Origin of the sequence: Jeotgalibacillus marinus, from assembly GCF_040801915.1 — a bacterium.
Classification (GTDB): domain Bacteria; phylum Bacillota; class Bacilli; order Bacillales; family Jeotgalibacillaceae; genus Jeotgalibacillus; species Jeotgalibacillus marinus.
Map to the genome: position 1 here is coordinate 1 of NZ_JBFMIA010000004.1, position 13,097 is coordinate 13,097.

Annotated in this window: 13 protein-coding genes; 2 read left to right on the forward strand and 11 right to left on the reverse strand. The window is 38.9% G+C overall.

What is annotated here, in order from left to right:
- The coding region (locus AB1471_RS06820) for a nucleoside transporter C-terminal domain-containing protein (protein ID WP_367779000.1) at positions 1–511 on the forward strand (511 nt) is incomplete at its 5' end.
- A 47-nt stretch (positions 512–558) separates the two neighbouring features.
- Here the strand turns inward: AB1471_RS06820 and AB1471_RS06825 are convergent.
- Both AB1471_RS06825 and AB1471_RS06830 read right to left on the reverse strand, forming a co-directional pair.
- The gene (locus AB1471_RS06825) at positions 559–2,022 is read right to left on the reverse strand and encodes a UDP-N-acetylmuramoyl-L-alanyl-D-glutamate--2,6-diaminopimelate ligase (RefSeq protein WP_367779001.1); all 1,464 of its coding nucleotides are present in this window, start codon (positions 2,020–2,022) and stop codon (positions 559–561) included.
- A 136-nt stretch (positions 2,023–2,158) separates the two neighbouring features.
- Positions 2,159–3,208, reverse strand: a complete 1,050-nt coding sequence (locus AB1471_RS06830; RefSeq protein ID WP_367779002.1) for a M42 family metallopeptidase — start codon at positions 3,206–3,208, stop codon at positions 2,159–2,161.
- Between the two features lie 198 nt (positions 3,209–3,406).
- On the opposite strand from AB1471_RS06830, the gene AB1471_RS06835 reads away from it, so the two are divergent.
- Positions 3,407–3,841 carry an SACOL1771 family peroxiredoxin gene (locus tag AB1471_RS06835; RefSeq protein WP_367779003.1) on the forward strand — a complete coding sequence of 145 codons (435 nt, stop codon included), beginning with the start codon at positions 3,407–3,409 and terminating at the stop codon, positions 3,839–3,841.
- A 383-nt stretch (positions 3,842–4,224) separates the two neighbouring features.
- Here AB1471_RS06835 and AB1471_RS06840 read toward each other — a convergent pair whose 3' ends face one another.
- The 9 genes from AB1471_RS06840 to AB1471_RS06880 all read right to left on the reverse strand — a co-directional run bounded on the left by AB1471_RS06840 (position 4,225) and on the right by AB1471_RS06880 (position 13,091).
- Positions 4,225–4,398: a hypothetical protein gene (locus AB1471_RS06840; RefSeq protein ID WP_367779004.1), complete on the reverse strand. Its 174-nt coding sequence runs from the start codon at positions 4,396–4,398 to the stop codon at positions 4,225–4,227.
- A gap of 236 nt (positions 4,399–4,634) precedes the next feature.
- Positions 4,635–5,789, reverse strand: a complete 1,155-nt coding sequence (locus AB1471_RS06845; RefSeq protein ID WP_367779005.1) for a homogentisate 1,2-dioxygenase — start codon at positions 5,787–5,789, stop codon at positions 4,635–4,637.
- On the reverse strand, positions 5,755–6,723 hold the full coding sequence (locus AB1471_RS06850) for a fumarylacetoacetate hydrolase family protein (protein ID WP_367779006.1): 969 nt from the start codon (positions 6,721–6,723) through the stop codon (positions 5,755–5,757). Before AB1471_RS06850 ends, AB1471_RS06845 begins: the two co-directional genes overlap by 35 nt.
- A 7-nt stretch (positions 6,724–6,730) precedes the next feature.
- Positions 6,731–7,351 (reverse strand): flavin reductase family protein, encoded by a 621-nt coding sequence (locus AB1471_RS06855; protein WP_367779007.1) that lies wholly within the window; start codon positions 7,349–7,351, stop codon positions 6,731–6,733.
- Between the two features lie 4 nt (positions 7,352–7,355).
- Complete coding sequence (gene hisC, locus AB1471_RS06860) at positions 7,356–8,459, reverse strand: histidinol-phosphate transaminase (protein WP_367779008.1); 1,104 nt, start codon at positions 8,457–8,459, stop codon at positions 7,356–7,358.
- Between the two features lie 60 nt (positions 8,460–8,519).
- On the reverse strand, positions 8,520–9,641 hold the full coding sequence (hppD, locus tag AB1471_RS06865) for a 4-hydroxyphenylpyruvate dioxygenase (protein ID WP_367779009.1): 1,122 nt from the start codon (positions 9,639–9,641) through the stop codon (positions 8,520–8,522).
- A 253-nt stretch (positions 9,642–9,894) separates the two neighbouring features.
- Positions 9,895–10,332: a GNAT family N-acetyltransferase gene (locus AB1471_RS06870; protein WP_367779010.1), complete on the reverse strand. Its 438-nt coding sequence runs from the start codon at positions 10,330–10,332 to the stop codon at positions 9,895–9,897.
- 111 nt (positions 10,333–10,443) lie between these two features.
- Complete coding sequence (gene lpdA / locus AB1471_RS06875; protein WP_367779011.1) at positions 10,444–11,877, reverse strand: dihydrolipoyl dehydrogenase; 1,434 nt, start codon at positions 11,875–11,877, stop codon at positions 10,444–10,446.
- Positions 11,877–13,091, reverse strand: coding sequence for a dihydrolipoamide acetyltransferase family protein (locus tag AB1471_RS06880; protein ID WP_437342340.1), 1,215 nt, complete (start codon positions 13,089–13,091; stop codon positions 11,877–11,879). Before AB1471_RS06880 ends, lpdA begins: the two co-directional genes overlap by 1 nt.
- Positions 13,092–13,097 lie beyond the last annotated feature (6 nt).

Below are 13,097 nucleotides of genomic sequence, written 5' to 3' on the forward strand. Positions count from 1 at the left end.
AGCAAACGTGGTTGATGCAGCAGCAAAAGGTGCCAGTACAGGCCTACAAATCGCTTTACATGTAGGAGCTATGTTGATTGCGTTTATCGCGTTAATTGCCCTGCTTAATGGGCTTTTAGGTGGTATCGGTGGGATTTTTGGATTTGAAAACCTGTCGATTGAATTACTTCTTGGTTATCTTTTTGCACCGCTTGCTTTTGCTATTGGTATTCCTTGGAATGAAGCCTTTCAAGCTGGTAATTTTATCGGACAAAAACTTGTTCTTAATGAATTTGTTGCCTATGCAAACTTCGCCCCAATGATCGATCAGCTGTCTGATAAGACAGTTGCCGTCATTACATTTGCATTATGTGGCTTTGCAAACATTTCATCAATCGCAATTTTACTTGGTTCCATAGGTAACCTTTCACCAAAACGTCGTCCTGATGTAGCACGCCTCGGTCTTCGAGCAGTGCTTGCCGGTGCTCTTGCATCTATGCTTTCCGCAGCAATTGCAGGAATGTTTATATAATATTATTTCAAAAGGAGCTATCCCAAAAATGGGAAGCTCCTTTTGTGTTAAAACCTTGAACCAATAACTTCTAAAGCTATTTCACGATCACTGTGCGGGTATTTCGTATTTTCGATGATCTGGTAATCCTCATGTCCTTTACCTGCGAAAATGATTATGTCGTCGGGCTCTGCCATTTCCATCAAATGACGGACCGCTTCTTCACGATCACCAATTAACGCATATTGATCATGCTTCATCCCTTTTTCTAAATCTGCTAAAATGCTGTCGTAGCTTTCATATCGGGGATCATCTGTCGTTAAGACGACGTAATCTGCAAGTGAAGCTTTTTCTGCCATCGTTGGGCGCTTAGATTTATCACGATTACCTCCGGTTCCAACAAGGAATAAAATACGATTTTTCTTAAATGGCATCACAGCTTGAATTGATTTCTCAATCGCATCTGGCGTGTGAGCATAATCAATATAAATAGATAAAGGTGCCGTTGTTTGAACGCGTTCCATTCGACCAGAAATCGGTGGAATATCTTTTAAACGTTCAATCAGTGAATCAACACTTTCACCCTTAGCATATAGTGACGCAAGCGCTGCAAGAACATTTGATACGTTAAATGTTCCAAGCAATTGTGTTTCTACTTGAAAGGTTCCTTCAGGTGACTCTAAACGGAAAAGAGTTCGATCGTCTAAGTATTGAATATCTTTTGCTGCAAAGTCTGCATCTTGCTCCATGCTGTAACTAATGACTTCAAATGGTGTCATATACGAATAGCGGTCAAACCATTGATCATCAAGATTTAATACAGCATATTTGGGTTTGGATAGATCTTGTCCAAGTTGAGAAAATAATAAACCTTTTGCATAACCGTAATGCTCTATTGTCCCGTGAAAATCAAGGTGATCATGGCTCAAGTTGGTAAATGTAACAACATCAAAGTCTACTCCCCACAGCCTTCCTTCTAATAAACCATGTGAAGACACTTCAAATATCATGTTTGATACATGCGCTTCTTTTGCTTGGACAAGCATGCGCTGAGTCGTGATAAGATCACTTGTTGTATTTGCACTTTCATATAACGTTCCATCCAAATCAAAACCTATCGTACCTGACAAGGCAGAGTGTTCACCACCATGACGTAATAATTGGTGAATGAGGTTCGTAACAGATGTTTTACCATTCGTTCCAGTTACCCCGAAAACCATCATGTCTTTTGACGGTTGCTGATAGAATAGGTTTGAAATAAATGCAAGCGCTTTTGAAGAGTTTTTCACCACAACTAATGCAGCTTTATCTACATCAACATCAAGCTCTTTTTCCGCAACAATAACCGTTGCACCATTAGAGATGGCATTTTGCGCGTAATCGTGACCATCTGTCGTATGCCCTTTTATACAAAAGAAAATGGAGTCCGGTTTTACAGCACGGGAGTCCACTTCAATATGCTCAACTGTCTGTGGAAGTGTTCCAATTGTGGTTATTAAATTTAGTGGTTTTAATAGGTCATAGGTATTCATCGTTATTCCTCACAATTTTTATTAGAATCTTGTTTACCCTCTCATTTTAACGGATGGATGACAGGATGAATAGCTCTGACACTCTATTTTCATAAAAATCAATCCTTTGATAGGTGGCAACGGTATAAAATCACAATTAATGAACCATTTCGGATTTTAAATAGTGATAGATAAGTAATTCTGTGTATTTAATCGAGCTCTCATGCGTACGTTCGTATGCGTGTGAGGCGTCGATTCCCGCCCCGATCAATCCATGTTTAATATCATGCCCTGCTTTAATGGCTGCTGAAGCATCAGAACCGTAATATGGATAAATGTCTACTTTATAGGCAATTTCGTGTTTTTCAGCAAGCGCAACTAAATGTTTACGTAATCCATAATGGTAAGGTCCGCTGCTATCTTTCGCGCAAATTGAAACAGTGAATTCGTCCGATGATTGCCCATCACCTAGAGCACCCATATCAACTGCTATGTATTCAACGGTTTCAACAGGTATATTAGAATTTCCTCCATAACCAATTTCCTCATTGTTTGCAATGATAAAATGGGTAGTATGTGGAATGGTTTCATTTGTACTCGTGATTTTTTCGATTACTTTCATCAGCATACCTACACTTGCTTTATCGTCTAAATGACGAGACTTAACGAATCCACTTTCTGTTAACTCCACTCGCGGATCGAAGGAAACAAAATCTCCAACTTCAATGCCGAATGCTTTCGTTTCTTCCTTTGAATGTACAACTTCATCAATTCTTACTTCGATATTATTTTCACTTCTCTCAGCAGTACCGGCATCTTTATAAACGTGTACGGAGGATTGATGCATTAAAATGGTGCCAGAAATTATTTTTCCTGATGATGTTTCAATCGAACAGTACTCCCCTTCCACTGCATTCCATCTAAAACCACCGATCATGGATAGTTTTAATCTACCATCCGGTTTAATTTCTTTAACCATCGCACCTAGCGTATCTACGTGCGCTGTTAATACACGCTGCTTGGAATGATCTTGACCTTTGATCGTAACAAATAAACTTCCTTTATTATTTATATAAGAGGCAATATTCCGGGCAGAAAGCCATTCTTTAACGTGCTCAATTACTTTTTCTGTATGTCCAGAAGGACTTGGAATGGATACAAGTTCTTTTATTACCTCTACAGTTTCCTTTGTATTCGGATAGGTCATTTGAGTAACTCCCCTTCGACTAAATGGTTTGATTAGATTACCATACTTACAGTCCTATACTCAACAAATATGTGAATAGAAAGAACAATTGTAGCTTAGAAACTCTATCAAATCTTTACTATAGTTGACCACAAATGACTCATTTCATATGACATGATAAACTAACACCATAACCTTTAATAGGAAGGAAGTACCCTTATGGCACAACATTCGTTTTTGTTAAAAGCCAATTGGCCTGGCGGTCGAAATAACGTAGGAACCATTAAAACAACAAACCTAACGACTAAAGTTTCAATTCCTAGAGAAATGGATGGTCCAGGCATCGGGACCAATCCTGATGAAATGTTACTAGGTGCAGCAGCAACCTGCTACATCATCACCCTCGCTGCTAAGTTAGAACGGGCGCGTATTGAAGTCGAAGAAATGTCTCTTGAATCTGAAGGGATCGTTGAAGTAGAAAAAGGAGTGATTACATACAAAAAAATAATACATAGACCCACAGTCCGCATGAAAGAAGAATCAAATAAACAAGAACAAATTCTTCGTTATATGCATCAATCTGAAGAAAGTTGCATGATCTCACGTGCTTTAAAAGGAAACGTGGATATTCAAGTAGAACCCACTATTTTATGAAAGCATGAGAGTCATAATAGATTAATTTGCAACTTCATGCAATATATAGGTAAAAGCGATTATACCCATGCAAGATTATATTGTTTTGTAATTGGTGTTCGTGCTATTCGTCATAGTGGTGTAAAGAAAAAAATAATTATCATATTCCCGGGATATGGGGAGTAATTTGAATTTTTTATAACATTATTACAGAAATTATCATTTCATAATGAAAAGAAGTGCTTTTATTATGGACTTTTCACCCTATACACCCGCTCATTTCGTGCAATATAATGGTTCTTTCGCTCATCTATTTTTATACAGCTCTTAATATAAAGAAGTGTTTTTAAAAAAGCTACAGTTCCATTCTAACTTGGGACTGCAGCTTTTTATTTTATCCATCATTATTCAACTAGTTTTTTCAACTCTTCTTCAAAGTAAAAAGTTACCGAATCTTCTTCGATAATATAAGAATAACGTTTCATATTTGCTACATAAGACCATTGCTTAATTATGACAACTTTTCCATTTAGTAATACTCGTTCACCATCAATAAATTTATTTTTATATGTTTTCATCGTCCATCCTCCAATTTCCGACTATTTTGTGCTGAGCAATGGAACGAAACGTAAAGCTTCAATGATTGTCTTTTTTCCCTGCTTAGCCATTCATCTGTGTTGACCAATTGATTGTATCAAAAATATGTCAATATTCCCGAATGACCGCTGTAGCATCAATGATTTAATTATAGCACACATTTGGAGAGCAAAAAAAAGAAGAGCTACAATCAACCCTTCTCTTTCTATACTCATTTTCATTCCATCCATGTAAACATATAATTCGTGTCTTCGATCTCTTGTGATTTTTTCACCGTTTTTAGTGGTCGGAATGTGTCGATCATTACAGCAAGCTCCAGTGTTTCTGTTTTACCAATGCTGGCTTCAGTTGTTCCCGGATGAGGACCATGTGGAATTCCGCACGGATGTAATGTTATTGATCCTTGCTCAATCCCCTTACGGCTCATAAAGTTTCCTTCCACATAATACAGTAGCTCATCACTATTCACGTTACTATGATAATACGGTGCTGGGATCGCTTCTGGGTGATAATCATACATTCTCGGTACAAATGAACATACGACAAAATTATGCCCTTCAAATGTTTGATGAACAGGAGGTGGCTGATGAACGCGCCCAGTAATTGGCTCAAAATCTTCAATGTTGAACACCCATGGATATAAATAACCGTCCCATCCCACGACATCAAGCGGATGATGGTTTAGCGTGTGTTTGTTTATATAGCCACGCGACTTCGTTAACATAACATGCTCACCTTTCTCATCATGTGTGATGAGTTGTTCAGGTCCTCTAATATCTCTCTCACAAAACGGACTGTTCTCTAGCAGCTGACCGTATTCATTACGATACCTCTTTGGAGTGGTCAGTTGACTAAACGATTCAACAACGAGGAATTTCGTTTCTTCACCTTCAGTAGGAATCACTTTATAAATGGTACCAATCGGAATCACCACATAGTCGCCTGGCTTGTACGTGATCGTTCCAAACATTGTTTCAATCACCCCAGAGCCAAAATGAACAAACAACATTTCATCTCCATCACCGTTGCGATAATACGATTCCATTGGTTTTGAAGCATGAATGATACCAATTAATAGATCATCATTGCCTAGCACATACTCCCTAGCAGAAATCGCGTCTCCTTTTTCTTGTAGACGAGTCGTTAAAAAATGGCGATGTTTTAGTGATTGTTCTTCCTCATACTCGGGCAAATACGGTCCGATTAACTCGGACTTCGCTACTTCTGTCGGCATAAAGTGGTGATATAAAATAGATTGCGTACCTGAAAACCCTTTTGTTCCCATTACCTGCTCACGAAAAAGGGACCCGTCTTCTTTTTTGAACATCGTATGGCGCTTATGTGGAATTTTCCCTAACTGACGATAAAACATTTTGACCCCTTCTCTCTTCAATAATCCTATTCGTTAATGTTCCAAGCCCTACAATAGATAATGAGATTTCATCACCTGGCTCAAGCCAAGGGTGCACTTCCTCCCCTAGTTCAAGGATACAGCCACTTCCAACCGTTCCTGAACCAATCATTTCTCCAGGATACAGCGTCACACCATTGGATGCTCGTTCAATCATCTCTCCAAACGTGTAGTATAGATCTTTAACGTTTCCTTTTGAAAGCTGTATGCCATTCACTTTAGCTATCATTTCTAAATGATACTGTTCTCCTTTCCTAAAACTCTCTAGTTCGTCTAACGTCACAAGAAATGGTCCAAATGAAGTAGCGAAATCTTTGCCTTTTGCCGGACCTAATCCAACTTTCATTTCTTCTCGCTGAAGATCTCGAGCACTCCAGTCATTCATGATGCAAAAACCAAATATATGATTCTTTGCATCACTTGCTGAAATGTTTTTTCCTTCTTTGCCGATCACACACGCGATTTCCAGCTCATAATCAAGCGACTGACAATCTGGTGGACGTACAATGAAATCGTATGGACCTGTAACCGACATGTGATTCGTAAAGTAAAACACCGGAAAGTCATACCACTCGGGAACTACACCAAGCCCCCTTCTAGCTCGAGCTGTTTTCACATGCGCTTCAAATGCATAAAAATCACGAATGCTTACTGGCCGTGGGATCGGTGCATCTAGCTGAACTTCTTCCAAAAGGTAAACACCTTTGTCCCCATATTGAAAAGGTGGAAATTTTTGAATTAACGGCATGAATGTTTCCATTCCTTCTACTAGTTCAAGAATAGTTGAAGGTAGTTGACCACTTGTCACCGCATGCATATCAATGATTAGATTATCTTCTTGCATCCATCCAGCTTTCTTCTTTTTATCGAATGTATGAAAGGTAATAAATTTCATACTGATCTCACCTTTCAACCTTTTTACGTTTAATTTCAAATGTGTCAGCCATTGCCTTCGTATACATTTGTCCTGCTAATCGACCGATTGGATTTAAGCCTTTGGAGTCAATTTTGCCATCATAATAAATCAAATCATCAATATGAATATGCATGACCTTTCCAACAACGAGACTGCCCGCACCAGGATGATCACCAAAATGAAGAACTTCATGCAGTACACATTCAAGTTGAACCTTGCTTTCTTTTACTCGAGGTGGTTTTACAGTTACACTCTCCATTTTCGTTAGACCGACTTCTGTAAATTCATCTATATCCGGTGCCCAATTGGTGGCACAATGGTTCATTTGTTCGCCAATTTCTTCACTCACAATATTGATAACAAATTCCTTTGTTTGTTCGATATTGACGAGCGTATCTTTTTTAGAACCGTTTTCACCATTTCGCATCGGAGAAAAACACACCATCATCGGTTCAGCAGAAATCGCTGTAAAAAAACTAAAGGGAGCTAAATTCGTGACCCCTTTTGCATCGATTGTGGAGACAAATGCGATGGGCCTTGGCAAAATGGACCCAATCATAAGTTTGTACGCGTCTTTCCAGTGAAGTGATCCAGGTTGAACGTCCATTTCGTCACTCCTCTCCAATCATGCATTGTGCTAATGCTTCAATAAAAGCTTCGTTTTCTTGTGGTTTACCTATGGTGACTCTAAACATTGATGGGTACCCAAGCAAATGACCAGAACGAACGATAAACCCTCTTTTTAACAACTCAAATGCAACGTGTTGACCAGATTTCTTCGTGTCCACCATAATGAAATTTGTTTGAGAAGGAAAATAAGTTAGTCCTAGTTGATCAAGTGCTTTCTCCATTTTTTTACGCTCTGAAGCGTTTTTGTCTGAACACTCCCTGATAAATTCTTGATCTTCCAGTGCAGCAAGAGCCGCAATTTGGGCAAGACCATTCGCATTAAACACTTCTTTCACTTTCAACAGTTCTTCAATAATCATCGGATGGGCAATCCCATAGCCGATTCGCAAGCTTGCTAAACCATATATTTTTGAAAATGTACGCAAAACCACAACATTGGGGTGTTTATGTAAAAGTAGCAATGATTCTAGATAATCATCTGTATATACATATTCATAATACGCTTCATCCAAAATGACTAAGACGTTAGCTGGCACCCATTCAATAAAGTCTAGCAGTTCATCTTTGCCTACAATTGTTCCAGTTGGATTATTAGGATTGCAGATAAACACCATTTTCGTATGATTAGTAATCGCTTTTTTCATATTTTGTAGCGAATGAACGCCATGAACAAGTGGAACGATGACTGGTGTACCACCTTCGATTATCACATTCGTTTGATAACGAGGAAAAGTCACATCGACCATTACCGCTTCATCACCTTCACTTATAAACGTTCGAGTGAGCAACCTGATCAATTCATCCGATCCATTTCCTAAAATAAATTCGCTCGGATCTTTTGAGTAAAAATGTGCAAGGTTTGCTCTTAATTCTCGCACAGCTCCATCAGGATATAAATGAAGACTATCCAAAGATTTAATCACCGATTTTTTAATATTAGGAGAACTACCATATGTATTTTCGTTTTCGGACATCTTATAAACATGAGAAATTCCAAGCTCTTGTTTTATATCTTCTAATGATTGTCCTAACACATATGGCGCGATGGATTCAATTTGAGCACGCGTTTTAATTGGTACATTCACCCTAGGTCTCTCCTCCCTGACAAGTAAAAGAGGGAGAATGAACCTCCCTCTCTTTCATGCTTATAAATTACCTCGACGCTCTTGTTCACGTTCGATCGATTCAAAAAGCGCTTTGAAATTCCCTTCACCGAATCCCTTTGCCCCTTTGCGCTGAATGATCTCAATAAATACAGTTGGACGGTCTACAATCGGCTTTGTGAAAATTTGTAATAAATATCCCTCATCATCACCATCAACAAGAATGTTCAATTCTTTCAACTTCTCAATCTCTTCATCTATATCACTCACACGTTCGCTCAGTGTATCGTAATAGCTAGCCGGTGTATTCAAAAACTCCACACCTTTTTCACTCAATATTCCGACTGTCTTCACAATATCTTCTGTCAGAATAGCAAGATGCTGTACACCTGGTCCGTTAAAGAACTCAAGATATTCTTGGATTTGTGATTTACGTTTTCCTTCAGCAGGTTCGTTGATCGGAAATTTAATACGTCCTCCATTATGCATAACCTTAGACATCAACGAAGAGTATTCTGTATTAATATCCGCATCGGTAAAGTGTCTCATTTCTTTAAAGCCCATTACGTTCTCATAGTATGAAGTCCATTCATGCATGCGCTCTACGTTTCCTACCACGTGGTCAACCGCTATAATACCTGCATCTACAGTCGGAATAGATGCAGATGACTGATATTCTTCGAAGCTAGGTAGAAACACACCCTTATAGTTTTTACGCTCAATCAATGTATGAATGGTATCTCCATATGTTCCGATTACAGCTTTTTTCACTACACCATGACCATCTTCCACTTCATATGGCTCTTTCACTGCGATTGCACCGCGAGAGACTGCTTCTTCGTAAGCCGTTTCAACATCGTCCATCGCTAAAGCAATATCTCGAACACCATCACCGTGTTTTTTTACAAATTTAGCAACGGCAGATGAATCATTTAATGATCCTGTAATGACAAGACGTACTTTGTTTTGCTGAAGTACGTATGAAACCGTGTCACGGTTACCTGTTTCTAACCCAGAATATGCAACGATCTTAAAGCCAAAAGCTGTACAGAAATAATGAGCGGATTGTTTCGCGTTACCAGAATACATCTCTAAATAATCTACATCTTTAACTGGAAAAAAATCTTGGACTTGTGGATCCATAGCTACAGATTCTTTTTTCATTCAATTTCCTCCATTCAACAAATTCATTTCAATTATTCTGACTATAGTATAAATAAAGAGTCTACCTTTCCTCAAGAGCACCATGTAAAGCTATAACGCTGTTCTGCATAAAAGTAAAAGTAAGCGTTCAGGACCGACAGGCGTAAGAGAGACAGCGAGGAGTGCGTTCTTTACCACCGCAGTCGGATCGCCTGACGGCACGGAGCTGGATGCAACAAAAGCGAAAGCAGGCGTATATACATTCCTACATTTTTTAAATTTGAAAAATATAAAAGTGGTTCGCTTCTCTTATAAAACCAACTTTCTCATAAAGGCTTTGAGCTATTACGTTTTCCTTATCTGTCTCAAGTGATACTCCCTTTGCTCCCGTTCCCTCTGCAAATGTAATTGCTTTATGTAGTAATTTTTCTCCAAACCCTTTTCCTCGAGCTATTTCTTTCACATACAAATCGTTTAACACCCATGTCCTTTTCATACTTACTGATGAAAAGGTTGGATATAGCTGAACAAAGCCTATTGGATCATTCTCTTCGAAAGCGATAAAAACGACTGATTCCTCGTTGTTTAATCTTTCTTTTATAAAAGCTCTTGCACCAGGTAAATCAGATTTTTGTTCGTAGAATACTCTGTATAAATCAAAAAGTTCTGCCAGATCATCAAGCTCATTTGACGTTGCTCTTAAAATACTCACTTCGTATTTTCCTCCCTATTAGCACTTTGTCCATAAATATTTCGAATTTTCTGATCTCTTATTTCATATAAATCATCAACAAAGTTCGATTGATTAAGGTAAACTATTGAATTAAGTGACCGATTCTTTCACTTGCTTATTAGCAGATAGATGAATCGCCTTACCTGTCAATGCTTCCACTGCCTCTAAAAGGCCTTCGTTCATACTTGGATGCGGGTAGTGCATAAACGTTAAATCCTCAGTACGAGCCACCATTTCAAGTGCTAACGCTGAAGTAGAAGCTAATTCAACCGCTCCGTGCCCGATCATATGAATGCCTAAAATAAGATCTGTTTTTGCATCTATGACCACTTTAACGAGACCATCACGTTTGCCAATGACTGTTGCGAATCCATTCCCCCCTAAAGGAAATTCGGCAGTATTCACTTCCTCATATTGCTCGTTCGCCTGTTCTTCTGTAAGTCCCACAAACGCCATCGGAGGGTTTGTGTGAATAACTGTTGGTATAAAGAATGGATCCATCTCAGTTGCATGACCAGCAATGCTTTCTGCTGCAACTTTTCCTTGTTTGATCGCTTTAACCGCTAAACTTGGACCCATTGTCACATCACCAACAGCATAGATCCCGTTAATAGATGTTTGACATTTTTCATCCGTTACAAGATGATCGCTTTCATCTCTCTTCATCTCTAACCGATCAATTCCAAGATGAGTAGTATTTGGAACTGTTTTTGTCGTTAGGTAGATATGCGACCCTTGGAGCGTAGACTCTTCCATCTTTTCATTTTCAGTCTGTACGTGCACATCATCTTGTTGATTCACGCTTTTTAGTGACATTCCTTTTAAAATTTTAATCCCTTTTTTCTTCAACTGTCTCATTAATTCTTTATTAATCGAGGAATCGAACGAAAAATTATGCTTACCTTCAGACAACAAAATCGATACGTTAGAACCTAGCTGACGAAAGGTTGTGGCAACTTCTAAAGCTAAATAATCATCCCCATAAACGATCAGATGATTAGGAATTTCTTTTACTGTATAAATCGATTCACAATCCAGTACCCGTATATGATCAACCGCTTGGACTGCCTCTCTTGTACTACCTGTCGCAATAATTGCTGATGTAAAACGATAAACCATAAAGGAATGTTCATGCTCTACACCTAATCGATCATTTGATAAAAAATAAGCTGAGCCCTTAATACACTCGATGTCATTAGATTGCAGGAGTCCTTGAACTCCCTTTTTAAGCTGGTCGATCGTTGATTCTTTCTCTTTATGTAGAACATCTAAGTCGAAGTGGGCTCCATCCAAATGAATTCCAAATTTTTTCAGGTCTTTCAATTCTTCCATTTTCACAGCAGACGTTGCAAAAAGCTTTGAAGGAATACACCCCTTTGTTAAGCAGACTCCACCAAGGTCATCTTTCTCAATGATCGTTACCTTTAATCCAAGCTGTGCAGCTCGTATTGCAGCATGATATCCCCCAGGACCACCACCGATAATGACAAGATCTCTTTCTTCAACAATTTCTCCGACAACCATTACATCAACTCCACTACTAACAGCGTTGGGTTTTCGATTAATTCAGTAAATCTGTTTGTAAATGCCACAGCACTTGCTCCATCAACAACTCGATGATCATACGACATTGAAATGTTCATCATAGAGCGAACAACAATTTCATCTTGCTCATTGACGACGGGTCTCTTCTTCGTTTTGTGAAATGCCATGAGTCCAACTTCAGGTGCGTTAATGATTGGCGTTGCACCTGTACTTCCCCCCAATGGTCCAACATTGCTAATTGTGAATGTACTGCCTTTGCACTCCTGTAGTGTAAGTGATTGATTTGTTGCTTTATCTATAAGCTCTTTCATTTCTAACTGAAGTTTGGCAAACGATTTTTTCTCGACGTTTTTCATGACAGGTACAATGAGACCTTCGCTCGTATCGGTTGCCAATCCAATGTGACACTCGTCATAAAGAAAGATCGTTTCGTTTTCTTCATCAAGCGAAGCGTTAAATAGAGGGAATTCTTTTAAACAAATGGTTAATGCTTTCATAAAGAAGATCGTTGCAGAAACTGACTTTCCTTGTTTTTTTAGTTGCTTACGCAGTGAAATCAATTCAGTCACATCAATTTCCTCAAAATGCGTGCAATGCGGAATCGTAAAGAGCGATTGAACCATTTTTTTGCCGATCTGTTTTCTCATACCTTTATACGGGATCGTCTTTGGTGATGCTTGATCATCTGTTTTAACGGGAGCATCCATTGGTACATCAGTGGCAGATTGACTTGACCCGTTAATAAACGAATACACATCTTCATCTGTTATACGATTCGCTGGACCCGTTCCGTTGACTTGTTCAATCTTAATGTCATTTTCTCGTGCGATTTTTCGTGTGTAGGGTGCAGCTAGAATTCTTTTTGGTGAATGAGAGGGTTTAAACTGCCCCTCTGCCTCCCTATTTGAAACTTTTTTTTCAACCTTTTTGTCTATTGAACGAGTGGTCCTAAATGTCCCTTGGGGCTCTAAAATCATAACCGTTGTTCCTACGGCAACGGTAGAACCTCTTTCCACCTTAATTTCTTTGATCGTACCAGATGTTGGCGCTGGAATCTCAGCAGTCATTTTGTCTGTTTGAACTTCGACTAAAGGATCATCCGCTTTCACGACATCTCCTGGTTCGACGAAGAAATGGTTAATGTCTGCTTGGGTCATTCCTTCTCCAATATCATGAAGTTTCACTTTTATCATGACGCT